General features: G+C 33.6%; 28 protein-coding genes. 15 read left to right on the top strand and 13 right to left on the bottom strand.

The annotated features are described in order from the left end of the window. The first annotated feature begins 398 nt into the window (after positions 1 to 398). Complete coding sequence (locus V1503_RS07615) at positions 399 to 665, top strand: DUF3949 domain-containing protein (protein ID WP_410626030.1); 267 nt, start codon at positions 399 to 401, stop codon at positions 663 to 665. A 158-nt stretch (positions 666 to 823) separates the two neighbouring features. Here the strand turns inward: V1503_RS07615 and V1503_RS07610 are convergent, their stop codons facing one another. The 4 genes from V1503_RS07610 to V1503_RS07595 form a co-directional block, all read right to left on the bottom strand. Beyond that, complete coding sequence (locus V1503_RS07610) at positions 824 to 1,555, bottom strand: ABC transporter permease (RefSeq protein WP_410626028.1); 732 nt, start codon at positions 1,553 to 1,555, stop codon at positions 824 to 826. After that, positions 1,556 to 2,269 (bottom strand): ABC transporter permease, encoded by a 714-nt coding sequence (locus V1503_RS07605; protein WP_410626026.1) that lies wholly within the window; start codon positions 2,267 to 2,269, stop codon positions 1,556 to 1,558. Then, entirely contained in the window at positions 2,266 to 3,180 is a 915-nt protein-coding gene (locus tag V1503_RS07600; RefSeq protein WP_410626024.1) for an ABC transporter ATP-binding protein, read from the bottom strand. The genes V1503_RS07605 and V1503_RS07600 overlap by 4 nt, the downstream gene beginning before the upstream one ends. A 118-nt stretch (positions 3,181 to 3,298) precedes the next feature. Continuing rightward, entirely contained in the window at positions 3,299 to 4,390 is a 1,092-nt protein-coding gene (locus V1503_RS07595) for an NAD(P)/FAD-dependent oxidoreductase (protein WP_410626022.1), read from the bottom strand. 469 nt (positions 4,391 to 4,859) lie between these two features. Between V1503_RS07595 and V1503_RS07590 the strand changes: the two genes are divergently transcribed. The 5 genes from V1503_RS07590 (at position 4,860) to vanY (ending at position 9,665) form a co-directional block, all read left to right on the top strand. After that, complete coding sequence (locus V1503_RS07590; protein ID WP_410626020.1) at positions 4,860 to 5,441, top strand: hypothetical protein; 582 nt, start codon at positions 4,860 to 4,862, stop codon at positions 5,439 to 5,441. A 93-nt stretch (positions 5,442 to 5,534) separates the two neighbouring features. Next, entirely contained in the window at positions 5,535 to 6,557 is a 1,023-nt protein-coding gene (locus V1503_RS07585; protein ID WP_410626018.1) for a metal-dependent hydrolase, read from the top strand. A 316-nt stretch (positions 6,558 to 6,873) separates the two neighbouring features. After that, complete coding sequence (locus V1503_RS07580; RefSeq protein WP_410626016.1) at positions 6,874 to 7,575, top strand: response regulator transcription factor; 702 nt, start codon at positions 6,874 to 6,876, stop codon at positions 7,573 to 7,575. Beyond that, positions 7,568 to 8,683, top strand: coding sequence for a sensor histidine kinase (locus V1503_RS07575; protein WP_320258458.1), 1,116 nt, complete (start codon positions 7,568 to 7,570; stop codon positions 8,681 to 8,683). The genes V1503_RS07580 and V1503_RS07575 overlap by 8 nt, the downstream gene beginning before the upstream one ends. Positions 8,684 to 8,786: 103 nt before the next feature. Then, on the top strand, positions 8,787 to 9,665 hold the full coding sequence (vanY, locus tag V1503_RS07570) for a VanY-A/VanY-F/VanY-M family D-Ala-D-Ala carboxypeptidase (RefSeq protein WP_410626013.1): 879 nt from the start codon (positions 8,787 to 8,789) through the stop codon (positions 9,663 to 9,665). Between the two features lie 541 nt (positions 9,666 to 10,206). Here the strand turns inward: vanY and V1503_RS07565 are convergent. Beyond that, positions 10,207 to 10,980, bottom strand: a complete 774-nt coding sequence (locus V1503_RS07565; protein WP_320258393.1) for an SDR family oxidoreductase — start codon at positions 10,978 to 10,980, stop codon at positions 10,207 to 10,209. Between the two features lie 235 nt (positions 10,981 to 11,215). Between V1503_RS07565 and V1503_RS07560 the strand changes: the two genes are divergently transcribed. After that, positions 11,216 to 11,683, top strand: a complete 468-nt coding sequence (locus V1503_RS07560) for a GNAT family N-acetyltransferase (protein WP_410626010.1) — start codon at positions 11,216 to 11,218, stop codon at positions 11,681 to 11,683. 287 nt (positions 11,684 to 11,970) lie between these two features. Here V1503_RS07560 and V1503_RS07555 read toward each other — a convergent pair whose 3' ends face one another. Together V1503_RS07555 and V1503_RS07550 are read right to left on the bottom strand one after the other, a co-directional pair. Next, on the bottom strand, positions 11,971 to 13,353 hold the full coding sequence (locus V1503_RS07555; protein ID WP_410626008.1) for a HAMP domain-containing sensor histidine kinase: 1,383 nt from the start codon (positions 13,351 to 13,353) through the stop codon (positions 11,971 to 11,973). Further along, positions 13,350 to 14,024 (bottom strand): response regulator transcription factor, encoded by a 675-nt coding sequence (locus V1503_RS07550; RefSeq protein WP_410626006.1) that lies wholly within the window; start codon positions 14,022 to 14,024, stop codon positions 13,350 to 13,352. Before V1503_RS07550 ends, V1503_RS07555 begins: the two co-directional genes overlap by 4 nt. Positions 14,025 to 14,445: 421 nt before the next feature. Here V1503_RS07550 and V1503_RS07545 point away from each other — a divergent pair, with 421 nt between their 5' ends. Continuing rightward, a complete protein-coding gene (locus V1503_RS07545) occupies positions 14,446 to 15,540 on the top strand; it encodes a carbohydrate kinase (protein WP_410626004.1) in 1,095 nt (364 codons plus the stop codon). Continuing rightward, complete coding sequence (locus V1503_RS07540; RefSeq protein ID WP_410626002.1) at positions 15,541 to 16,449, top strand: pseudouridine-5'-phosphate glycosidase; 909 nt, start codon at positions 15,541 to 15,543, stop codon at positions 16,447 to 16,449. Between the two features lie 134 nt (positions 16,450 to 16,583). On the opposite strand, the gene V1503_RS07535 is transcribed toward V1503_RS07540, so the two are convergent. Both V1503_RS07535 and V1503_RS07530 read right to left on the bottom strand, forming a co-directional pair. Further along, positions 16,584 to 17,435, bottom strand: coding sequence for a phosphotransferase (locus V1503_RS07535; RefSeq protein WP_214480683.1), 852 nt, complete (start codon positions 17,433 to 17,435; stop codon positions 16,584 to 16,586). 88 nt (positions 17,436 to 17,523) lie between these two features. Continuing rightward, positions 17,524 to 18,075 (bottom strand): pyridoxamine 5'-phosphate oxidase family protein, encoded by a 552-nt coding sequence (locus V1503_RS07530; protein WP_214480682.1) that lies wholly within the window; start codon positions 18,073 to 18,075, stop codon positions 17,524 to 17,526. Between the two features lie 394 nt (positions 18,076 to 18,469). On the opposite strand from V1503_RS07530, the gene V1503_RS07525 reads away from it, so the two are divergent. From V1503_RS07525 to V1503_RS07515, 3 genes are all read left to right on the top strand, one after another. After that, positions 18,470 to 19,009 (top strand): GNAT family N-acetyltransferase, encoded by a 540-nt coding sequence (locus V1503_RS07525; RefSeq protein WP_410625999.1) that lies wholly within the window; start codon positions 18,470 to 18,472, stop codon positions 19,007 to 19,009. A 28-nt stretch (positions 19,010 to 19,037) separates the two neighbouring features. Beyond that, entirely contained in the window at positions 19,038 to 20,498 is a 1,461-nt protein-coding gene (locus V1503_RS25165) for a methyl-accepting chemotaxis protein (protein WP_496113361.1), read from the top strand. A 373-nt stretch (positions 20,499 to 20,871) separates the two neighbouring features. Beyond that, the gene (locus V1503_RS07515) at positions 20,872 to 21,390 is read left to right on the top strand and encodes a S4 domain-containing protein (RefSeq protein WP_410625997.1); all 519 of its coding nucleotides are present in this window, start codon (positions 20,872 to 20,874) and stop codon (positions 21,388 to 21,390) included. 106 nt (positions 21,391 to 21,496) lie between these two features. Here V1503_RS07515 and V1503_RS07510 read toward each other — a convergent pair whose 3' ends face one another. Both V1503_RS07510 and V1503_RS07505 read right to left on the bottom strand, forming a co-directional pair. Continuing rightward, a complete protein-coding gene (locus V1503_RS07510; RefSeq protein ID WP_410625995.1) occupies positions 21,497 to 21,976 on the bottom strand; it encodes an ImmA/IrrE family metallo-endopeptidase in 480 nt (159 codons plus the stop codon). Positions 21,977 to 22,083: 107 nt separating this feature from the next. Continuing rightward, positions 22,084 to 22,440 (bottom strand): helix-turn-helix domain-containing protein, encoded by a 357-nt coding sequence (locus tag V1503_RS07505; protein ID WP_410625993.1) that lies wholly within the window; start codon positions 22,438 to 22,440, stop codon positions 22,084 to 22,086. A 238-nt stretch (positions 22,441 to 22,678) separates the two neighbouring features. On the opposite strand from V1503_RS07505, the gene V1503_RS07500 reads away from it, so the two are divergent. Together V1503_RS07500 and V1503_RS07495 are read left to right on the top strand one after the other, a co-directional pair. Continuing rightward, positions 22,679 to 22,873, top strand: a complete 195-nt coding sequence (locus tag V1503_RS07500; protein WP_410625991.1) for an XtrA/YqaO family protein — start codon at positions 22,679 to 22,681, stop codon at positions 22,871 to 22,873. 402 nt (positions 22,874 to 23,275) lie between these two features. Then, a complete protein-coding gene (locus tag V1503_RS07495; RefSeq protein ID WP_410625989.1) occupies positions 23,276 to 23,656 on the top strand; it encodes a phage holin family protein in 381 nt (126 codons plus the stop codon). A 319-nt stretch (positions 23,657 to 23,975) separates the two neighbouring features. Here the strand turns inward: V1503_RS07495 and V1503_RS07490 are convergent, their stop codons facing one another. Together V1503_RS07490 and V1503_RS07485 are read right to left on the bottom strand one after the other, a co-directional pair. Continuing rightward, entirely contained in the window at positions 23,976 to 24,119 is a 144-nt protein-coding gene (locus V1503_RS07490; protein WP_320258376.1) for a hypothetical protein, read from the bottom strand. Positions 24,120 to 24,422: 303 nt separating this feature from the next. Further along, positions 24,423 to 24,647 carry a DUF1128 domain-containing protein gene (locus tag V1503_RS07485; RefSeq protein ID WP_214480673.1) on the bottom strand — a complete coding sequence of 75 codons (225 nt, stop codon included), beginning with the start codon at positions 24,645 to 24,647 and terminating at the stop codon, positions 24,423 to 24,425. 608 nt (positions 24,648 to 25,255) lie between these two features. On the opposite strand from V1503_RS07485, the gene V1503_RS07480 reads away from it, so the two are divergent. After that, complete coding sequence (locus V1503_RS07480; protein ID WP_214480672.1) at positions 25,256 to 25,726, top strand: low molecular weight protein-tyrosine-phosphatase; 471 nt, start codon at positions 25,256 to 25,258, stop codon at positions 25,724 to 25,726. Positions 25,727 to 25,751: the final 25 nt, after the last annotated feature.

Here is a 25,751-nt window from a genome sequence, read left to right as displayed (position 1 = left end):
GGAATAATAGAAGGTGGCTCATGGTTACAATGACACAAATCCAACAATGAGGGTTTGGAAAATTGTTACTAGAGTCACTTTTTAATTAAGGGGAGTTTTCTGCAATTCTCCTACCTGGAGATTAATTTTAAACCTCTTGAAACATCCTCTTTTATAGAAGCCTCATTTGTAAGGCTATATTCACATAACAATTATTTTTAGTACCAAAGTTATAAAATTGTGTTTGAATATCTTCATCAAAGTGACAACGCCTCCATTCTGCTGTTATTGTTGTTTAATTAATAATGATACTATTGTGTATAAATTTATTTGGAAAATTATATAAGGAAAATGAAACGCTTTGACTGTTTGGCACGTATATGAGATGTATTATAAATATACTGTTGGAGGTTGGTTCAATGAATGATTCGGTGCTATTCATAATTATTATGGCTACATTATTACTTATAATTATTGTTGTAATGATTCCAATTCAGTATGCTTATTTCAAAAAGATTGAAGAAGAAAAGAAAAATAAACAACTTTCTCAAGGAGAATTTTTTGATGAAATGGAATTCCAAGAGCAATTACTCCATTTTAATGCACATTCTAGCATATTTATTTTCCCAGCAAACTTCATTGCATATTCAATCTATAAGAAAAGAGTTCGTAGACAGCTCGCATAGGTAATTTAAACAAACGTTTGATTAAACTGAAAAGATTGGATCACATAACACCAAACACTAATTAATGAACCTACATCATTATAATTAGTTTTTAGTGTATGTGGTCTTTTTTAATAGAAATTGTTCAAGCCTTGTTCAGTCCTGTATTTATAAATCTCTTAGATCGCTTTTTTATTGAAATATGTTAAACCGCTAACGAAAAAGGCTAGAAAGCTACCTAATATAACGAATAACAACGTTATTAAGGAGAAGTTTAATACACCAAATGTAGTGTCATCGCTCGGTAACATTGCCAAAATAGGTTGTGCCCAAGGGTAATAAGGTCCGTATTTTGATTGAATGATTAAAATATTTGGTATTGTAAAAATAACATTGATTGCCAATGGAGCAGCAAAGCTAGCCCATGCAATAGATACAAATATTTGTAAAGCAGCTAAGGGGAATGTTGCGATCCAACCACCAAGTACCCCACGCAACAATATACCCCAAGGAATCGCTTGATCAAAACCTCTTATTTGACCGACAGCGAGTATTGCTATTAAAAATAACAGCTGTGTAACGAGCAGTATAATCATTACTAATAGAAGCTTTGACATATATACGTTAGTCCGAGAAACGGGCAAGGCTAACAGTTGCTTCCAACTACCTCCAACATGCTCATAACGACAAACGAACGCTGCAAATATGCCAGTTAATAACGGTAGAAATAACAATGCATGAACGATCGTCATCATACTAAGTGTATATAACCAGTCTGCGCCTGGAATTTCTAACGGTGCTAATAAGCCTGTAATAAAGGCAAGTGCAGGACTTACAAAAATAAGTAACCAAATCGGTGATTTTCTAAGCTTTAACCATTCAGAGCGTAGAATATTATTAAATGCTTTCACTTAATTCACGTCCCTTCGCCCAAAATCAATAAGGCTAAGCATAAAAATAACCATACCTACTAATATACCTGCTAATACAGTGTATTCTACCTTACTCCAATCATTAATAAGCATGGGCCATTTCCAAAAAATCCAGTCTGGTAGCACGATAGAATACATCGATAGTACGCCACCTAAAATGCCGATAGTTAAAGGGATTGCTTGATTTTTGAATACAATTGACAACCAAATCTGCAAAGTTAAGATTGGTAGTGCTGCGAAAAATGGATAAAAGGATACTTTTAAGAGTTGTATATAAGGTATGCTAACTTCAAATTTAAATATGAAACCAAGAATGATTGAGCCGATGCCTAATAGTAAACAAGACAGGAATAAGAGCATGGCTGATAAATAAAACTTTGAAGAAAAAACGGTAATTCTTGAAACAGGTAAAGCTAAAAGCTGCTTCCATGAATTCACTTGATGCTCTATATTAGCTATCATAGACGTAATAATAGCAATTCCTAGCACTAATGTAGGCGTAGCTAATTGTTGGATATTTTCTAGGAGCCCTCCCCATAAATCAGCGGCATAATAATTTGTAAGATAGTCATAGCGCACCCCAAAGTTTACCGCTTGTAAGGCTATTACACCAAACGGACCTAAAAAGATGAGAAACCATATCATTTTTTTGCGTACTTTTAACAGGTCTGAAGATAATACTTTTGCGATCATAGGCTACCAGCCTCCCCAACGAGTTCGAGGAAGATATCTTCTAATGATTTTTTTATTTCCTCTACACGATAAATGGACACATTTTCATGTACGAGCGTTTTAATGATATGAGCAGTTTGAAAATCCGTTATGTTGTCAAATAATAGTGCTGACTCATTTTGTTCAACTGTATATCCATTTGCTAGCATCGTGCGGTAAGCTATATTAGCGTCACTAACTGCAACGTGCACTTTACTCTTTGCTCGTTGTCTTAATGTTTCAATAGAATTTTGAAAAATCATTGATCCTTTTGAAATGACACCAACTTGTGTTGCCATTTGGTCAATTTCACTAAGTAGGTGGCTAGAAACGAGAACGGTGATGCCATGTTCTTTCGGCATATTTTTGATTAACTCACGAATTTCTAAAATACCTGAAGGATCAAGACCGTTTGTAGGTTCATCCAAAATAAGTAATTCGGGATTCCCTAATAATGCTGTAGCAATCCCTAATCGTTGCTTCATTCCAAGAGAGTAGCCTTTCACAGCCCTTTTTGCATCCTTTGTTAAACGTACAATTGAAAGGACCTCATCAATTCTCTTTTTAGGTACGTCAAGAATTTTTCGCACAGCTTCCAAATTTTCATAGCCAGTTAAATGGCCATAGTAAGATGGAGATTCAACGAGAGAACCGGTCTTTCTAAGGATTGAAAGCTTATCTTGTTTTAGTTGTCGTCCGAACATAAAAATTGCCCCTGAAGATGGCTTCATCAATCCTAAGAGCATTCGGATGGTAGTTGTTTTTCCTGCACCATTTGGACCTAAAAACCCATAAATCTCTCCAGATTTTATTTCTAAATTTACACGATCGACTGCGATTCTTCCTTTGAATCGTTTCGTTAAATTTGTCGTTTGAATAATATATTCACTCATTATGATCACCTCGTCTTTCATCCTACACATCGTAGGTTAAAACGAGAGGAACTGTTAGTATAAATTTTGTTTAAAATGTACAAATCGAGGGGGAAGTCGTCAGTTGTACAAACAGAAATTAAGTTTGAAATTGATTCATGAAACGGCGGTCAATCCAATTCTTTGCATACCATGTCCACTTCCCTGAGGTAGCAAACGTACCATAAGTTAACAGTGCATGATGATTGCCAATAGATATTAGTGCTAAATAATTTTTTTGAGGTTGATATTCAAGTAAATCCTTCTTCTGTACTAGACGGTTAAGATTTTTCCATAATACTGGACCCTGTCTAACAGCGGTTACACCATTTTTAGGTATATTTAGGTCTGATTCGATAGAAATACAGTCACCTGCTCCAAATATATGAGGATATCTAATGTTCTGTAATGTGCTTTTTATGAGCATGAAGCCGTATGAATCTGTCGGTAAGGATGAATTTTTAAATAATGGAGAAGCTTGAGGTCCCCCTAAATATATTAAGTGAGAGTAATTGATTCTAATTCCTTTTTGTGTAATTAAATTTTCTTTTGTTACTGTGGCTACAGTTTCTTTACTAACTACATTTAATCCGGATTTATGTGCCAATTGCGTTATGATTTTTGATGACCTTATCCCTGTAGAATGAAGTAGAGGAGATGAATGAACTAACGTGACTTCACTGTCATTAGGGGTATACTTTTTTTTCCATGCTAACAATGACAGAGCCATTTCAATACCAGATGCTCCACCTCCGACAATAACTGGGTGCTTACTACAGCGTAGATCATTTATATGTTTCGGGAAAAGATGATTCGGTTTAACTGCAATGCTATTGTTAGCTAAATTTGGTATGTTGGGATCAATATTTAAGGAGCCAATATCAAAGGAAACATAATCAAAAGAGATCGTTTGCCCACTTGCTGAGTAAAGAGTATTGTTAATAGGATCAATAGAGCTTATTGTTAATTCTATAAATTGAATACCCACCCATTTCGATAATTGTAATAAATCAATTCTTATGTCTGACTCTTCATATAATCCTTCTACAAAACCTGAAAACATACCTGAATAATATTGATATCTAGAGCTAGAAACTAGAACCCATTCAATATCGGGTTGTTTATTTGCCTTTAGTTTTTTCACACAGTGGAGATGGCTATGACCTCCACCAACGAGTACAATCCTTTTCATATCTAAGTCAGCCCTTTTAGTAGTTTGTTCTTATCATACTCTTATAGACGAGGAAGGAAAAAGAATATGCTTAATGTAAACAGAGTATCAGTTGACATAAATAATCGCCCATAAAACTTAAGAAATTCTTTATATTTATATAAAACAAAATTTAAGAATTGCTGGTTACAATAAAAAAACGTGAAAAAGAAAATTAAATTGTCGTATACGTTGTACCCATGCTGTAACAGGATTAAAAAGTAAAAGGTATCTACTATAAAATATACTAAGGCTCTTTTCGTAAACTATTTTGCTCTTGCTATCAAATTAGTAACTTAAAAAGTGGTTTTATGTTGTTAGCTATCATTGTACAGAACAAAAGATGCCACGAACGCTAGTTGTGTGGATGTTTACTTCTTATTATTAAAACAACAATCACTGCGAAAACAGCCTATACCTAAAAATGATATCTAAGAGGGGAAAGAGATAGATGAGTAATAAAGTTTCAACTTCATTATCTCCAACTATGAAGCTTTCAATAATCGCAGCAATATTTATGTTAATTTCTGCAATATTAATCCGTCCACCAGAAAATAATCTTGCAATATTTGAAGAAGGGATGTACCATCCATATCCCATGATCAAAGATTCTCTTAAGACTATTGAAATAAATGATGATATTAGCTTAAACATTGTCACTGATACTACAGGAAATGTTTATTTCTATACACTAAAAGATGAAGAGCTGTTAACAAGTGGGCTCATTGCCAATAATAATGACTTAGAAGGGGAAATGTACTGGGTGTTAAAACAGCCTGCAACCATAATAGATGCAACTGAAGAAGATATTCGAAGTGAACGTGAACGTCAACTATTTATCGGTATGATTACGAATGCACAAATAGACAACATAGCAGTTAATGGTATAAATAGCGACATACAATATTTCGATTATAGAGGCTATAAATACTTTTATACGACTGAACAAATAGATGAGTATGCTATATTAGAAGGTTTTTCAAGCGAGAATGATTTAGTATATCAAAATGAGGTAGACTCCATTTCCGACTAGACAATATTTTCTATATGCTTTTTTCAATTACATTATACAAATGGAAAAAGGCGAAAGGTAAGCAGTTTTAAAGGATTGAAAGGAGTTAAAGAAATGAATATTTCAACTTTAATGAATGTGACAGATGTATTCTTATTGATAAGCGAAATCGGTTATCATGGGGCAATAGGATCATTCATAGCCTATTTAATATGCCGAAAAAAAGAACTGTCACGAAGAAAAATGATGACTCTACTATTATTTGGATTTATAGCTGGACTAACGCCAGATTTAACATTACTAACATCAATCTTCTTTTCTATCATTCCTACTGAAGTAAACTATGCAAATAACCTATACATGTTAGGTCATTCTATTTTGGTAGCTCCTAGCTTAAGCTTAGGGTTGGCTATCATTGCAAGACGCTTCTTTCGTTCTGAACTAACGCTAGGTTTACTATGGATAACAATGTTGTCATCATTAGTTATTGGACACTTGCTTATGGATTTTCTCGATAATGGCTTAAGTTTGTTTTATCCTATTAATGAATCAACTGATATTGGGTTAAATATATTCACAGGAAATGACGGTTTTATTGTTTATCCTTTTATTTTGTTGGTGTTATTAGTATTTTTATTTCATAACAAAACGAATAAGAAATACCAAGTCACCCTACTTATAATTGGGATATCCTTATTCATATCCTTTGCTAGTTTAAAAGGATTTTCAAAGATTCAAATACAAGAAGAATTATTAAAAGAATACCCTTATGCAGAGATTACTCTCGAACCCGTCAGTGGTAACCCATTTTCAAAAACACAGTGGAACTACGTAGTGAACGCTGAGAATCTAAATGTAGAGGGTGAAGCATCATTTTTTGAAGTGAATGAGCTAAAACGTAATGTTAATACTCACAGTGGATTTAAGCATTTATTACAAAAAATGAATATAAATAATGATGAATATTATATTACTACAAATTATATTTTTGATAACTCTGTGAATATTGATCTACTTGAAGAAAATATTCAATATGAATATGTTTATGTCTTTAAGCTCAATCCAAAAACTCAGAATTTAGAAGAGTTGGTTGATGAGGAAAAAGATGAGATACTGGACGCGTATTACCCGTTCTAAATGAGAATATGATACTAAATTTATTTATCCAAACAGAGAGAATACTATCGGACAATTATTCTATTTGTGCTTTTAAATCATGCTTTTAATCTTCGCGTGTTTGAAGAGTATTTGCGAACTGGATAATTATCTATAAAAATTCAATACTAATCTTAAATGTACAACTTGTCATTTTTTTTCTAGGTTGTTGGGTGTGCGGTACCCTTGATCATCTATAGGATTAAAAGAGGAGAAGTTTTTTTATAAAACCTCTTATATGAATGACTTACTTTGGGTGAAAGTTTTGATTATACCATCTATTACAGGAGATGAAAGAATGGAACATATATCAATTTTAATAGCTGAAGATGAGCAAGAAATCGCTGATCTAATCTCAATCCATTTGGAAAAAGAAGGTTATAAAGTTATGAAAGCTACTGATGGGGAAGAGGCTATAAAAGTTATTCACAAACAACCAGTGGACTTACTCATTTTAGATATTATGATGCCGAAAATAGACGGATATGAAGTTGCCCGCCAAATTCGTAGTGAAGGTTATAATATACCAATCATTTTTTTGAGTGCCAAAAACTCTGATTTCGATAAAGTACATGGGTTAGTGATTGGGGCAGATGATTATATGACGAAACCATTTACTCCTATTGAATTGGTTGCTCGGGTAAACGCACAGCTTCGCCGTTTTACTAAATTAAACAAATCTACAAAAAAAGAAGATATCCCTATTCTAGAGTTTGGTGGCTTAATTATTTCTCCAGAACAACGGGAAGTTACACTATATGGTGAAGACATCGATTTAACACCAAAAGAATATGAGATATTACTTTTACTAGCAAGTAATCCCAAAAAAGTATTTAATGTAGAGAACATCTTTCAGCATGTATGGAAAGAAGCCTATTTTGAAGGTGGAAACACAGTTATGGTTCATATACGTACGTTACGCAAGAAGCTCGCAGAAGATAATAGAAAGAATAAGTTTATTAAAACGGTGTGGGGAGTAGGGTATGCATTCAATGGTTAAAATCTTACAAAGTTTTCGTTTGAAAATGATTGTATTATTTTACTTTAGTATGCTTGTATCTACTCTCATATCTTTTTTGTTCTTTAAGTTATTTCAGGCACTTTATCGGACGATGGTTAATCTTGGAAATGACTTACTTCTTCCGTTGTATTCATTTATAACAGAAATTGGTGAAATTACTTTTTTTCTAGTAATATTTATTCCACTTTCAATATTCTTTTTCTTTTTATTTACTAAACCTTATGAGAATCATTTAAATGAGATTTCGAAAGGGATTCATTATCTTGCCCGAGGTGATTTTGCACATCGTGTAGAAATTTATTCAAACGATGAGTTTAGGGTAATCGCACAGGATATTAATTTGGCAAGTAATAAATTAAAAGAAGCGACAGAGAGAGGGGATTTAACTGAAAGCAGTAAGGATCAATTAGTCGTAAATTTAGCTCATGATTTGCGTACACCGCTGACTTCTATATTAGGTTATTTAGACCTGATCATTAATGACAAACATTTAACTGATGAGCAGAGGGAGCATTTTTTAACGATTGCTTTTACTAAATCTCAGCGATTAGAGAAACTCATTGATGAATTATTCGAAATTACACAAATGAACTATGGTATGTTAACAATTGATAACACACAGGTTAACCTAAGTGAATTATTGATACAATTAAACGAAGAAATGTATCCCGTCTTTGAGAAAAATTATTTAGCTGCTAGATTAGATATTTCACCCAATTTACTTATTATAGGTGATGGTGAGTTGTTAGCACGTGTGTTTGAAAACCTTCTAACTAATGCAAATCGATATGGATATGATGGGAAGTATGTAGATATTAACGGATTCGTTGATAGAGGAGAAGTCGTAATTCAGATTGTAAACTATGGAGATTATATTCCTGAAGATGAGCTACCGTATCTCTTTGATATGTTTTATACGGGTGATAAAGCTCGAACGCATAAAAAAGGTAGCACCGGTCTAGGATTATTCATTGCAAAGAATATTGTGGAGCAACATAATGGAACCATTAGTGTTGAAAGTAGCTTGGAACGAACGCTATTCGAAGTACGCTTGCCACGGGTAGATATATCAACAGATGAGGTGTGAAGAATAAGCATAAATGTTTAAGATAAATTTAAAATTTATCCTACTCTTCTTTTAAATAGTTTCTCCTATGATATATGTAAGTTAGATCAAGGGGGTACTGAAAATGAAAAAGCTGGGGTTTTTCTTTTTTATAGCATTGTGCTTCGGTATTGCAGTTAATATAGCAGCAGCACCATATTACGAAGATAAAGTAAAAGAACAAAATATTGTTGTAGATGTAAAGAAAGATGAAGAAAAAGCGATAAAAATGAAGAAAATTGAAATTGCCAAAAAACAAATTTTTGAAGGGAATTTATTATTGGTAAACAATGAATATCCTGTTCTTCAAGAGAGTGTGAAATTAGATATTGTCAATTTATACACACACATAGAACTAACAGATGGATATGGGTTGATGAATACTGAAATATATTTATCAACAGCAGTTGCAAACAACTTTTCCGACATGATAGCTGCAGCTAACAAAGAAGGAGTTAGTCATTTTATTATTAGTAGTGGCTATCGGGGATTCGATGAACAAAATAGCTTGTATGAAGAACTGGGCTCTGATTTTGCACTACCTGCAGGTTCCAGCGAGCATAATCTAGGGCTATCCCTTGATGTGGGCTCTACTCAAATGAAGATGAGTGAAGCACCTGAAGGAAAGTGGTTAGAGCAAAATGCATGGAAGTATGGCTTTATCGTACGCTATCCAAAGGATAAAATAGACATAACAGGAATTCAATATGAACCATGGCATATCCGTTATGTTGGTTTGCCTCACAGTGCTATAATGGAAGAAAAAAATCTAGCATTAGAAGAATATATAGATTATTTAAAAGAAGAAAAGAACATCTTTGCGAATGTGAATGGTGATCAATATACAGTTTCATATTATCCTGTTCCTCAAACGAGTGAAATTCAAGTACCTATTGATAAGCAATACGACATTTCAGGTAACAATATAGATGGAGTCATTGTGACGGTGTATGAAAAAATGTAATATTTAGTGGAAATCAGTTACACAATTATATATAAAGGCTGATGTGAAAAATAGCGATATTAAAATGAAAGTGGACATAAGTTGTGTAGAATAGCAATTTATGTCCACTTGCGTTGATATAAGACTAATACAGGTGCTAATAATAAAAAGCATGAAAGAGATTCAAAAGTGCATAAGTAATAATTGGAACTAAAAGATTGTTATAACGAATAGCAAGATAATAACATCGATCCTGTCAGTTATAGACGGAGAGGGAATGCTAATTTAATAGGGTTGTTGTTATTCTCGAAAATAGACACAGATACAACTAGAGCTTATCGTATCTTGTCTGCTTTATAATAGTAGGTGTTGAGTAAAATCATATTATCTCTTCTAATGGCTGCTTTCGCATAGATTTTTGTTTTTGTACTTAGGTATATGCATGTCTATACCTACGTTTGTTGCATCCTTTCTACTTTAAAAACCTATGAAGCCTTATCATACTCATCATACTGTTCATGTGAAAATAGCAACAAAGTTTACGAAAAGAGCTTTAATGAGATTATCTTCTAAATCCACCCTCTGAATGGATAATTTGACCTGTAATCCATGCAGCTTCTTCGCTTACGAGAAATTTTATCGTCTTGGCAACATCTGTAGGTTCACCTATTCTTCCGAAAGGAAATGATGGTTTTAGGTCATTCCTAATATTTTCTGTCATCCATCCAGTATCCGTAGGTCCTGGATTAACAGCGTTTACTGTTATTCCTAAGGGGGCGAGTTCTGCTGAGAGAGTAATCGTCAGTGCGTCAACTCCACCTTTCGTCGTTGCATAAGCCAATTCACCAGGCATAGGCCCTTGAAATTGCCCTGAAGTCAAGTTGACAATTCTTCCACCAAATTGTTTATTAAACCTTTGTGCAAACTGAATACTCAATAAAGTTGTCGCGCGAATATTGATCTTATAATGTTGATCTAGTTCTTTTGTGGTTAAATTAGCAAACGTGTTATTCGTAGAGTATGTAGCATTATTAATTAACATATTGGGATACCCAAGTCGCTCAACGACTCGATTTAAGAGTAGCTCGGGGGCATCAGGATTTGATAGGTCCAATTCCATACAAGACACATCAATACCTTTTTGTTGTAGCTCTTCTTTTAGTTTCATTGGTTCATCTAATTCCATGCTCCAAGGCATGCTTTTATCGTAATCTGTCCAATAAGTGAAAAATATATGGCATCCTGTTTCGGCTAATTCTCTACAAATTGCTGCTCCTATTCCTTTAAGCCTACTTGCTCCTGTTATAATAGCAATCTTGCCCTTTAAGTCATGCACAGATATGTCCTCCTTACGAAAAATAATGATCTAGTTATGCCGGTAGATAGATAACTAAACAATGTTTTGCAGACTGCTTAGATAGGTAGTCATACATGATTATTGGTATAATTTATCTAGGTTGAACTGTATAACTTCGTTAATTACTGTATAAATTTAGCAAATAAAAAAGAATTTCACAATAATTTAGTTAAACAAAGCAGTATGAACTGTATGTGAAAGGAATGAAAACGATATGAATATTAGACTTGCAGAAACAACAGATATTGAACAATTAATTAAGATGAGATGGGATTTTACATTAGAAGATGATGAAAGTGGAAAAATACAAGATAGTGAATATAGTAAGTTTCACACAGAGTGTGAGTCCTTTTTAATAGAGTCATTAGCAAGTGATGAGTGGTTTATTTGGGTTGTAGAAATTGAAGGGAAAATCGTTTCACATATATATACAGAACTTGTACAAAAAGTACCTAGACCTGGGAGAGTAACTTATCCATTTGCATTTATGACCAATGTATACACTGTTCCAGGCTATAGAGGAACAGGTATAGGAAGTAAACTATTATCAACGATTAATAAGTGGGCAAAAGAACAAAAATATGAGTTTATTATTGTTTGGCCAAGTGACCAAAGTGTAGATTATTATAGCAGAAATGAATTTGAGCATTGTAAGGGAGCAATGATGAATACGATTAACTAAGACATTGTATGGTGCAAAACCATTTTCTAGACAGATAACTTGGTACTGATTGATATATATACATATACACCTTATCTTGTTTTAAACTCTGGCTATTCATTTCAGCCTTATATAGCTTTTCATAAAATTAAGCTGTTTTCACATAGATTGTTATTTTCCGTACTAAAAAATACAACTAGATTTCGTAGCACCTTTTCTTTATAGAACGATGACTTTTATGTAAAATGACATCTTTATCTTCTAGTGTAGTAACAATAAAAAAGAAAGGGAGGAACTATGTATCCACCCTACAATGTTCTGTGATCCTTAATATAGTCATTTTGTGAAAGATAAAATATTGTACCGTGTTCATCGCTTACTTGTGACACAGAGATTTCCATTTTTTGTAGCATTAAGTGGACGATAGACAGTCCAACTTTTGCACCTTTATGCTGAGATTCAGCATTCATACCGGGACCCTTGTCTTTAATGATGAGCATGTCTTTTCCTTGTTGATTTATGATGCTAATTCCTACATACTTACCTGCTTGTGCATGGCGGTATACATTTTGTAGTAAATTATCAAGTATGCGTGTAAACCATTGCTTATCAACAACCCATTGTACTTGCTGTTCAGGTAAATTTACTTCGATTACAAAACCTTCTTTTTCAAAGATCGGATACCATGAAGCGACCGAAGAACGAACGATACGTAATATATCAATCTTCTCTGGGTTGTATGGGTATTTATTAGACGAAATGAGCGTGAACGAGAGGAGATTATCAATTAATTGACTAAGGTAATCTATTTTATCATTAATGATCGTAATAGATTGTTCACCTTCTGTACTGAGCTCTTCTTTATTCAATGAATGTGTATGACCTCTAATTGTAGTAAGTGGTGTCCGTAAATCGTGAGATAGGTTTGCAATTAATTGTTTTCGCAGTTGTTCTTCTTCTTTTTCTTTTTCTTGACTTTGTTTCAGTTGGTAAATCATTTGATTGAATGCTTCTTCTAGTTGAGCAATTTCATCTTTTTTTTGAATGAGTATTGGTTCTGGGATACCATCTGCTGTTTGGTGCGTCATCACCTGTTGTAGTGAGATAAGTCGTTTGCGAATACTTCTGAAAAAAAGCCATGATACAACAATAAAACCGATCATTAAAATGATTACTGCAAGATAAATAATGTATTCAAATTGATCTCTGTTCTTTTCCCATTCAGTTAACATGAGGTCTCTTTGAATTTGAAATACGATAAATCCTTCTGTAGTGGATTCACCGATAAATGCAATGATCGTAAACGGGTCTTTATCATACGTTTGCTTAATAAATGCTATACTATTTGAGGCTGACCATTGATTTTGAATGTCCACATCAATAGGTATTGTCAGCCTGGTTTTTCCTGTTCCATCAACCCAAAACATCGTAGCATCGGGGTATAGTTTGCTTAACTCGTGTAAGCGGGTGTCAATTGTTTCATCGGAAGCACCAGCAAGTTTAGCTGCTTCTTCATGCCACATATTTTCAAGATTTATACTGTTTGTATAAATGGTCTCATCATTATCAAGTGTACTTGTAAAAGGTAAATTAATGAGAATGATCGTTAAAGGAAAAGCGAAAGGTACGAGCATGATTGCCAAACAAATAATAATGATGTATTTAGCTTGAAGTGAATGACGAAATTTCATTGCTTTATCCTATATCCAATTCCACGGATTGTTTCTATAACCACTGGCTCACTTGGGTTCTGTTCAATCTTTTCTCGAATATAGCGGATATGTACCATTAACGTCTTATCTCCTTCTATATATTGCTCGCCCCAAACCGCTTCAAAGATTTGTTCCTTTGTTAAAATTTGATTTAGATTGTCCAATAAATAAAAGAATATTTTATGCTGTTTTCCTGTCAAAATGATTTCATCATTATTACATGTATTGATAATACGTGACTCATTAATAAATACATCAAGGTGATGAAGCTTAATCATTTGCTGTGAAGATTTTCCAAATCTACGAAGTAATACTTCGACTCTAGCATGCAACTCATCAATATGAAAAGGCTTTGTCACATAATCGTCTGCAAAAGATAATCCTTGGAGCTTATCTTCTACAGCAGTTCTTGCTGACAACATCATAACTGGCGTTTCAGGAAACTTCATTTTTAAACGCTGTCCGACAGTAAATCCATCGAGCCCAGGTAGCATGACATCTGAAATAACAAGATCAATTTGTTCTGCGTAATTTATTGCCTCATCCCCTGATTTCACCCAAGTGATGTCATATCCACACTCTGTCAAGCATGCTGATACCCATGTGCCGATTTCTAAATCATCTTCTATGTATAGAATTTTTTTAGCCATACAGTTGCTCTCCTAATTTACCTTAGTCTATTTTAGTTTTAGTCCACAGAGAATCTACGAATTAGGTGGGATAGAGTCTCAACCTAGTTCGTAGATGATCAAATTTAATTGAACTACTTTACTCTTATTGGTAGGCTCTTTTCGTAAACTTTATTGCTATTGACCCCAATAGAACTGCAATAAGTCATCTTATACGGTTGTAATCGTATTGCAAAAGAAAAGATACCATGAATTCTAGACGTCAACTTTGTTTATTTCATAGTATGTAAAACAAGGATTGATGCGAAAACAGCCTATTAATTTTATTTTATCATACATATTCTTACAAGAAGTTAGTGTTTATGAGATTGATTGACAAATAATCAACAAAAGTCTATTGTTAAGACAAATGTTGTTATTTTGGAATGTGGGGTGTATTTTCATGAATGAAAAAGAAAAATATATTTTACATTTGATAAGTAAAAACCCTTATATCTCGCAAAATGAGCTAGCAGAAACGATGAAGTTGTCTAGGTCAGCAATAGCAGGCTATGTTTCATCATTGACAAAACAAGGAAAAATTCTTGGAAGAGCGTATGTTTTACCAGAAGCGTCTCGAATAACATGTATAGGTGGAGCGAATGTAGATCGTAAAGCACAATCACAAGAGAGCATACAGTACGGCTCGTCTAATCCAGTTTCCGTTACACAATCTAGTGGTGGTGTAGCAAGAAACATTGCAGAAAATATCGGGCGAATTGGCAGTGCTGTCTCACTTGTATCGGTCGTCGGTGATGATCAAGAAGGTGAATGGTTGATTGGATCAACAAACTTATACGTTGATACAAGTCAAGTTATGAAGCTTCCAAAGATGAACACAGGAACATATACAGCTGTATTAGATCAAGAAGGTGAAATGGTTATCGCCCTTGCTGACATGGCAATATATGATTCAATCAATGATAGTTTTATTGAAAAACGTTGGAGTCACATCACGTCCTCGTCGATTGTCTTACTAGACACTAATTTACCTAGTCATTTAATACGAAAAATCATTGAACGATGCCGCCAAGATAACATTAAGCTTTGCGTTGCTCCTGTTTCCGCTCCAAAGATGAAAAAGCTTCCTAATGTCCTTGGTGGAGTTACTTGGCTTATCTGTAATCAACAAGAAGCGATGACATTAGTTGGAGAGTGTAGAAATGATCGTGTTATGTGTGAAAAAATTCAGCAGCTAGGTGTAGAGAATGTCATTATTACACGTGGCGAAAGAGGAATCGTCTACCAAATAAATGATAGCGCTTACGGAGAAATTACTGCACCTACTATAGATGCGATAGATGTTACTGGCGCAGGGGATGCGTTTGTAGCTGGCTTTCTATATGCAATGAATAAAGGAGAAAATTTTAGGAAGTCATGTAAATACGGAATGACCTGTTCAATGCTTACTTTGCAAACGCAAGAAACGGTTAACAACCAATTGCATGAGCAGTTATTGGTGAAAACATATCAACAATATTTTGAGGAGGATAAGTAAATGAATTTACAAGATGTGCTAGTGTATTCAGAGGAAGTGACAAAGGCAATAGAAGAAAAAAAGCCGGTTGTAGCATTAGAATCAACAATCATTTCGCACGGTATGCCTTACCCGCAAAATGTAGAAACCGCAAAAGAAGTAGAAGCATTAATTCGAGATAACGGTGCTGTACCTGCTACAATTGCCATATTAGATGGAAAAATAAAAATTGGATTAAATAATGATGAGCTTGAGCTATTAGCTACGAGTAAGGAAATAGAAAAAGTAAGTAGAAGAGATTTACCGTATATCGTTGCAATGAAAAAGCACGGCGCAACAACGGTGGCAGCTACTATGATTTGTGCGCATCTTGCAGGCATTAAAGTATTTGCCACAGGTGGGATCGGTGGTGTTCACCGTGGGGCAGAGCAGACGATGGATATATCAGCTGACCTTCAAGAGCTTGCTCAAACAAATGTAGCAGTCGTATGTGCGGGTGCCAAGTCAATATTAGATTTAGGACTAACTTTAGAATATCTAGAAACAAACGGTGTTCCAGTTATAGGTCATGGCACAAAAGCATTACCAGCATTTTACTCAAGAACGAGTCAATTTGAAGTAGATTATCAAATAGATTCACCGAAGGAAATAGCTAATTTAATTCAGACGAAGTGGGAGCTGGGATTACAAGGTGGTCTCGTCATTGCTAATCCGATCCCGACTGAAGATGAATTAGATGAAGTGTATATTACATCTATCATTGACAAAGCGCTCGTTGAAGCAGAAGAGAATGGAATTTCAGGAAAAGACGCAACACCTTTTTTACTAGACAAAGTGAAAGCATTAACAGATGGAAGAAGCTTGATAGCAAACATTGCCTTAGTAAAAAATAATGCAATTGTCGCTGCTAAAATAGCAGCAAATCTATAGAGGTTGGTTAATCTCACGTCTTAATAATAAGTTCAAACAGCACCGGAATCTGGTGCTGTTTGACTTTTGTTTTACTTAATAAAACACTTCTTCCTATTTTGAAGCTATGAAAGAATAGGCTCATTTAATAGGTACTATAGCTTTCTCCTCGTTAATATTTCTTTCCAGTAATACCACGCTCTTTTATATGCATCAAAATCATCTGGATGATGTTTGATGCATGCTGCTATTCTGAGGTATAAGACAATAAGTACATCCTTATATGAAAAGCAACCACGATCATCAGTTGTTAAATGCAGCATAGCTGAATCTATCGTCTCTACTGTTAACTCTACTGGAGAGGAACAAAAAGCATAAATTAAATCATAGTAGCTTCTTCCTAAAACCGGTGCTGGATCAATGACTCCCTTTAATTCTGCCAAGTCAAAAATAAAGTTGTGCATACCACAATCACCGTGAAGTAAGTACGGGTGAGTCGAAGTAGATGATTCAGGAATTAAATTAAGAACAAAATCATATTCAGCACTGCCTAAATAAGGGGCTATGTGAGTGTTCGCACGAGTGATTTCACTCTTAAGAAAGTCTCTCCATGATTCTGCTGGTTCATCTGCCCATCCCCAATTTTCCTTTGAAGTGACTGTTTGATAATTATTTATTAGCTCTAACACAAGTGTGATAAGTAAGTCTTTTTTACTTTTCAGTGTATAGTTTGTAGCGCCAGGAATAAAAGAATAAACGATGTATTTATACGATGGCTCTACAAAAATAAGGTTAGGTATTAAACTGATATTCTTATAATAATTAAGATATTCAGCCTCTGACTTCACAATATTAGTTTCATTAATTTTAATAACATAATGAGAGTTATCCACATTTTTTATTAGGTATAGTTCACTAACAGTACCACCAGTTAATGGTTTATATTCTGGTTTTGATGGGATAATATTATGTTCTATTAATTGGTTAATTATTTTTGTTACACTCATATTTCTCAACCCTTCAAAAAAATTAAGGCTATATGTCTTTTTACATTCGTTCCTCATATAATCTAAAGTTGTATATTTTAAAGCTCATCTATTTTTGTATAGGATATTTTTCATCTAGACGAGGTTCATGTTTTTTTATATATTCGTCTAACTTTCCTTGAGTAGTCTTATTTTTTGTCCAAGCACTTAATGTGTCTCTATCGTTTACGTATTCCATTAAGGGAATAGCAAAACCACAACTAGTTTGAACAGATTCTATATTCACGACAAAAATTTGTCTAGCTGATTCGGGTGGGATATGAGCATAATAATTGTCCATCCATGTAAAATATTCATCAGTATATTTTTTTATAACTTCGCCGTATCCATATGCTCTTAAAATGAGGGGCTTTTGTTCAAAACTACACCACATAAATGTAATCCTCGAATTATCGAGTAAATGATTTGCTGTTTCGTTGCCACTGCCTGCAAAATCCACATAAGAAATAGTATGGTTATTGATGACTTTTATGGAGTCGTACCCTTTTGGTGACAAATTAATTCTTCCATCACCCGTTGGGGCAGTGGCAATGAAAAAGATGTGTTGATCTTGTATGAAGTGTATTTGTTCTTCAGTTAACTCCCTAAATTGTTTTCCCATCTAAATTCTCCTCCTGTTTATAAAATGTAAAGAACTTCAGTCAAAAAGAAGAAGGTCTTCAAAGGTTTTCCAATAGTTGAAGGTATGTGATCAGTGATGAAGTAATGTTAATCATCCTATATTTTGCTAAATGAATTACCGTAATTGTAAGAACTTACAGTATAATATGTCAACTTATTACTTACATCATATTTTTATGAGCATCTCCTAATTAGAACCATTGATGACTTATTTTTAAAAAGTATAAATTGGTAAAAAATTCAATTTGTTGTTACAAAATAACTAGTTGTTAAATTTTATGAAATAAATAGAAAGTAGTATTAAAAATTTGTAATTAATGGCGATATAGTAAGGATAGGGATAATTAATAAATGAGGAGAAAGTTGGCGAAGCAATGTATAAAGTTGTAAGTAGTACATCTCAATTAGATTTGTTTAACAACATTAAGCAATCGTGTTGGCAAGAAAAAGGATTTGAAATGGAACATAATCAACACTCCGATAAATTTTTATTAATAGCTGATAATGGAGAAGCAGGGGGGACTGTTGAATTTTCACCATCTGCATACATGAGCGAATTTACAAGTAAAATATTTAAAGACGTTATTAAAGAGGACATGAAAGTCTTTGAAATTGACGGTTATGCCGTTTTACCTCATTATCGAGGTGTGTTAGGAATGAATGGAATTAGGTTGGCTGTTCAATATGCAGAAAGATATAAATACACACATGCTATTGCCTTATGTGATCCCAAAGTTTATCAATATATTGATAAAGTTTACAAGTGTGATATTAAACAAGTAAGTGATAAATTTTTCTATAAAGGAGCAGATGTAATACCTGCAATAATGGATGCAGTAGTTGTTTATGAAAATAAAAACACGTTCAATTGGTGGAAGGAAATGGCCGAAATAAAAGATGTAGTTTCAGTGTAAACAACAGAGAAGGGAAGTAGTTTTTTGCATGGAAAGTAATATGAAATTAATGAATGAAAGAAATAACATAGTCATGATTATTTTTGCTGCAATGGTTACGTTAACTCAAATATTTAACATATTAATAGGTGTGCCTTTAAACGTAGTATTACCTTTATTAGGGTTTATATATTTAGTTTTAGGACCAGTTTATTTCATTTCCAACCGATCTAAATTAAAGAAATATGTGAATATATTTAAATACTTTAATATCATTCTAGCAGGCACCTTCATGATCATGTTACTTGTCTTAGATCCTCATATTGTAAATATCATGTTCTTATTTGTATTAATGACTATAGTGGGAATATATCAAGAAAGAAATATAAACATTGTAGTTTTTATTATTACATTCGTAGTTGTGTTATTAAATCTTGACCAATCTATAGCTGAGATCACGCAACAAGATACAGCATATATTTTAATGTCATTTTTATTTGTTTTCGTTGCAAATGCTGTACAGACGAGATTTAATAATAAATTACGGGAAGAAAATGAAGAACAGAAGGCCGAAGCGATCAAATCTAAAGATAACCTTACACACATTTTAGCTAATATCCATTCCTCAATTGTTTCAGTTAAAGAGTATCAAGAGAATTTAAATACTGAAACAAACGATGCAGGTCAACGGTCTGAGGAAATGATGGCTTCAATTGAAAGTATGGTAATTGCTTATGGTGAACAAGCAAGCCTTACAGAGGAATTGTATAGTGAAATGGAATCAACAAATGTACAAATAGAAAATATTACTAAATCCGTTGTAGAAATGAATGAATATGTTGAATCTACAAAACAGGCAACAACAGAAAGCGTGAGCAAAGTCGGAGAATTAGAAAAAGATCTTGAAGAATTTAATTGTGACATTGAACTAACCGTTGATTTAATGGAAGATGTAAAAAACACAACACAAATTATTGAAGACACTTTAAGCACAATATCAGATATAGCGGAACAAACGAATTTATTAGCATTAAACGCAGCGATTGAAGCTGCTAGAGCAGGAGAACACGGTAAAGGATTTTCTGTTGTTGCAGAAGAGGTAAGAAAGCTCGCTGAGTCTTCAAAAGAGTCATCTGAATCAATTGGTGAACATCTTTTAGCTTTTCGAGAGAAAATTAACAAAGCATCGCACACGATAACTGGATCTCAGGAATCCATTAAGAAGAATCGACAAGGAATGAATCATGTAAGAATGATATCTTCAAATGTAAATTCTTACATGGAAAGTTTCCATGATAAAACGATACATTTGCAAGAATTTATAATGGGTGTTCAATCGATGATGCAAGAGGTAGGTTCAAAAGTTGAAGTTAACACAAATATCACTCAGAAGAACACAAATAGTATTGCTGATGTCAAAGAATTAGTCATTAACCAACAACAAAGTATTTCTAGATTGTCAGATGGTTTTTCTAACCTAGGAAAGAAGATTGTTACATTAGATTCATGAAAGGCTTAATAATGATACGCACGTTTTATAACAGTTAAGTATAAGATTATATTGGTAATTTTAGTTGTGTATGTTAATATACAACTAAATCTACTTGGAGAAAGGATTCGGTTCTGTTTATGCCAACATCTACTTTGTAATGGACCAACAAATTTGATAGTGCTTCTTTGAAATATGTATATATTTCCTTAGGAGAAGTCTGTCTTTTTATCCCATTACAAAGGAACGGAACGAATATGTGTAGTATGCAATATTCTAAGTTCTCTCGCTGTCGGGGGAACTTTTTTATATGCAATAATTAAGAAATCGGTCATGCTACAAAATATATCCGAGTAGTTGTTTCGTTTCTTTATCTTGTGAAGAGGTGAAGAAAATGAACGTAAAACACTATTATTGGAATTTAATTAATATGGAAGATGTGATACAAGAGCAACGCTATTGTTCAAATTGTGGTAGAGTCGTTCTCTTTTACGATACATTAATTAGACGCCATAATGCGAATGGAAAAAATATTTATCGATATGCGATTTATAAGTGTGAAAAAAACCATACGTGGAATAAAAAGCTTGAAGCTTATAAAAGCTATACCGATCACATTAGGTTGAATGAAGCTGTTCCAACTGATGACGAAGTTAATACCCCAATTTGTTATAAATCGTTAGTAGTTAATGAGATAGCATGTGTTCAAATATCAATAATTCATGTGATTGGTGATTTTCGAATAGATAAAGTGTTAGCTGATCGCTTAAGTAATATTAGTAGAAACGAAATTGTAAAAAAGTTGCAGGACGGTTTAATAACTGTTAATAAACAACATGTTAAGCCAAGTACAAGAATACGTAATGGAGATAACATTGTTCTATTAATAACTAACACTGAGCATGATGTTTAAGCCGTAGTTTTTTATATAGGGATCGGCCGAGAAATTTCTCGGTCTTTTTTTGTTTACATGTCTACATCTTAAGTGTAAATGTACAGACACTGTTACCCTAAAGGAGTTATTTTACAACTGATGAATTTCTAAATATTCTTCTTACTCTTTCTGTACATAGCTGCTCGCTAACCTTGAAGTCTTCTATAAGTGTATCGATGATTGTTGAGCTTTTGAGATTATATGCCATTATCATATGGTATGGAATTGCTGCATATAAAGTGAAATGTTGGGCATCACGCTCTTGTAAGTCTCTAAATGCTGGAGGCATCATTTGTAATTGCCAGCCGTAATGTCGAAGAATATGACAGAGCTCGTGAAAAAATTGTTCTCTCTGCTGTAAAGCTTGTACTCTTGAATCAACAGTAATGGATTTAAACTTGCCGTTCTCATAAGAATAGCTCGGTATGGGCCTTCGGAAAAAATAAATATTATTGATTTGACAAATGGTTTCTTCAAGGATATCTGATGGTTGATGGATGTTCATTTTTTTATACCAAACTGAAACCCATGTTTCTAAATGTGTTGGTTCATATACTACTTCCACAAATTTCACCTCTTACATAAATTATACAAACGTATGTTCTTATTTGCAATCATTTAGTAGTGGAAATAGAATTAAATGGAGTTGACTAAAATATTTGTAAGCTATGATTAGTCGTCCTTATTTACTTTTTTAGCGATTGCTCGCAGATATTTTAAGTGATCATTTAATGCTTGGGCTTCCTCCTCTGTAATACTCTTTTGATCAAAGAAAAATAAACTTTCTTTATGATCTTCTTGTTTTACTAGAGCTAATGACACGGGATTGTCTGCTCGTCCTAACAAGTAATCTGTTGATACATCGAAAAAATCTGCAAGGTCCTTGATTGTTTCCGCATCAGGCTTGCGATCACCAGATTCATAACGGGAGAGCTGGACATTAGATACTCCGATCGCATGAGCAACCTCCTTTTGTGAAAATCCCTGACTTAGCCGTAACGATCTGATCCGTTCCCCTAATACCTTCATCGAATATTCTCCTCTACAGTTATTTATGATTATATCTTAGCATTTACCAATTCGGTAAGTAAGTATAATTACCTAAATGGTAAAAAGATGTGGACAATTACCTTTCGGGTAAGTTAATATGATATTATCACAAAAATATGACATATTCATAAGTGGAAGAAATATTTTTTGCCAATATGGCAATTTATTTAAGGAAGGGAGGTGAATCCCGTTACACCTTAAGTAGTGGGGATGATAAATGCGATTGAAAGAAATAGATATCACAGATTCAACGTTTGAAGCTAATGTAAATGAACAACAGGCACCTTATGTTGTTATTGTAAGTAACGGGAAAGCAAAGATCTCTCAATTACCTAGTTACGGTGAAACAAAGATTATTACTCATCAAAACGAAGTGACAAGAGTTAAGTTTGATGAAGGTGAAGAGTTTTAAGAAAAATAAATCACGTTCTACCAGTCGACTGGAGGACACCAAGCTTTGGATATCATATCTGAGGTTTGGTGTCCTTTCTTATAAACTTAGTAACTAAAAAATGATGAATTGAGGTGATTTGGTAAAGATTCAACTAAGCTATAAAAAATCATTGTGAAAATTGTAGATGGTTGTCAAAAGAGTACCTTTATCCGTTTGATTGGTAAGTAATTAAAAACATTAATAGGAACATGGACTGCCATTACAGTACCATCGTCACGCAGCCTAAGATTACAAAAGTTTGTCAAAACAAAACAGTGAGAATGGAAAAAATGCAAATTGACTTTAGATAGATGGAATAAAAAAATCTTAGAACAAGTTAAGGTAGAGATAGAATATTTTTGATGAGAAAGGAGAGCTTGTATGGAATGGATTGGAATTGGATATGTCATCTCATTTTTAATAGAAGGTGTAGGTCTAGCAATTGCTATACTCCTAGCAATGATGGTTATTGATTGTATTACAGGCTTGCTCGTTGGTCTAATGAATAAAAACCTGAATGGTGCAAATGGTTTTAAAGGACTACTGAAAAAAATGTACGTCCTATTATTAATTAGTGCAGTTTATTTACTGGAAAAAATAGTGTTTAGAACAGGTTACATTGGCGACGGGGTAACAATCGCTTATATTATTATTGAGTTTATTAGTATTACAGAAAACGGTGGTAAACTTGGTGTACCAATTCCCCGACAAATACGTGAAGTAATCAAAGTATTTAATAGTAATGCATCGACGAGAAAATGAAAAACGAGTAAATCATTTAAGGTGTTGATTGGCTAGTAAATAGCCCGTATTAAAAAGAGGTGAGGACCGATAAACAGTTGAAACTGACCCGAAAGAAAGGAGAATTGACCGATAAACAGTTGAAACTGACCCGAAAGAAAGGAGATTTGACCGATAAACAGTTGAAATAGACCCGAAAGAAAGGAGATTTCACCGATAAACAGTTGGAATAGACCCGAAAGTATGAAGATTTGACCCATTAACAGTATGAAATGGACAATACCAAATAAAAAAAGCATCAAAAGAAACTTGTTTCTTTTGATGCTTAATTGTGCGTGATTTATTGTTTTTTGTTATCCGGGATTGGATCAATAATCGATGCATCTTCTGAGTTAAGTGACACTCTTAGAAAATAAATATAAACACCTAGAGTTGAGAATAGAATGATTAAGAAACCAATTGTCTTTAGCCAAAGAGCAGCCAAACCCATCCCCCCTTTGTACACTACTATGCTAACGTGTACCAAAACATTCATAGAGCATTGAAGCGTGTAAAAACTTCAATGCCCTAATGAAATAATTCTGTAAGCGGGTTAACGGTTTGTATGAGTGTGGGGAATAAATTTCTTTTTTGAAGTCGACTTTCGCTGTACAATCTTCTCTTCTATAAAACGGTGCTGTGTGATGCATATTGCGGGAGTGTCGATTGACGGAACAGTATGTAGGGAACAAATAGTAAAGCAATAATTCTGATAGCTTTACTATTTGTTTCAAATGAGCTGTTATTATTAAACCTTTCTCAGGTTACCTAATTCTTCAACGATGGCTTGCATTTCATTAGGGCTGAATGAATTTTTTTTCATGACAAGCTCGTAAATTTCCTTTAGTTCTTCGTACATTTCCTCGTCAAAATGGGATGACTTAATTGCCCCTAAATTAAGTACATTCAATTTTTCTTTAATTTGTTCAATCATATAATTCACATTATCTACTGATTTTTGAGATAAATTCATCATGTCATCCTTTCCAAAATTACTATTATTATTATTGTAACATGTTTAACATAGGTAGGTAGTTTTAATTGTTTTCTGGCTATAGCAATTGCTCTTTCATATAAATACTGTTCGTACTATAGAACTCTTGACATCTTTTTTTATAAGGCTCTTTTCGTAAACTATGTTTTGCTTTTTATATAGCTGTTTTCGTATTGACTGTTGTTCTTCGTACTAAGATATAAGCACGTATACACATAGCGTTCGTGGCATCTTTTCTTTTGTACAACGATGACTAACAACATAAAATCACTTTTTATAGTACAAATTTGATAACAATAGCAACAATGTTTACGAAAAGAGCCTTTTACATTAACAATTGAGCAACTGTTGTGTATTGTTAAATTTTTAGTCTAGCGAAGAAAAGGTACTCCGAATATTAGTAATATCAAACGCCTCTTCATAATCAAATAACCATTGAAAAATATATCATTATAAATACTATATAAGGAAGAATAATTTTATATGAGCATTATAAATGAAACAAGAGTGACATTTTAAATTCTATCTTACATATCAAATCAAATTTTGCTTATAATGGAGATGGAAAGATAAAGGAGCTGGAAAACATGATTCGAGTTTTATTTGTATGTTTAGGTAATATTTGTCGCTCGCCTATGGCAGAAGCTGTGTTCAGAGAAATAGTTAACAACCAAGGTCTTGGTGATAAAATAACAATAGATTCTGCGGGCACAGGAAATTGGCATATAGGTAAGCCACCTCACGAAGGTACTCAAGGGATACTAACAGGTAAGGGGATTCCTTTCGAAGGTATGAAAGCACGGCAAGTTGTTGAAAATGATTTAGAGAATTTTGATTATATTATTGGTATGGATTCTGAAAATATTGGAAACCTCCATAAGATGGCGGGGTACAATAAAACAGGTTATATTGGAAGACTTCTTGACCTTGTTCCTGAAAGTGATATAGATGATGTGCCAGACCCATACTTTACAGGGAATTTTGAAGAAGTATATGATTTAGTCGTCAAAGGCTGTGAGAATTTACTACAGATGATAAAAAATAAACATAATATTTGAATGGTGTAATAAAAGGGAGAGGTGA

The sequence above is a fragment of the Nanhaiella sioensis genome, from assembly GCF_046557775.1.
GTDB lineage: Bacteria > Bacillota > Bacilli > Bacillales > SM2101 > Nanhaiella > Nanhaiella sioensis.
The sequence above is the reverse complement of the archived record's forward strand: the minus strand, read 5'-3'. Positions and strand labels throughout refer to the sequence as shown.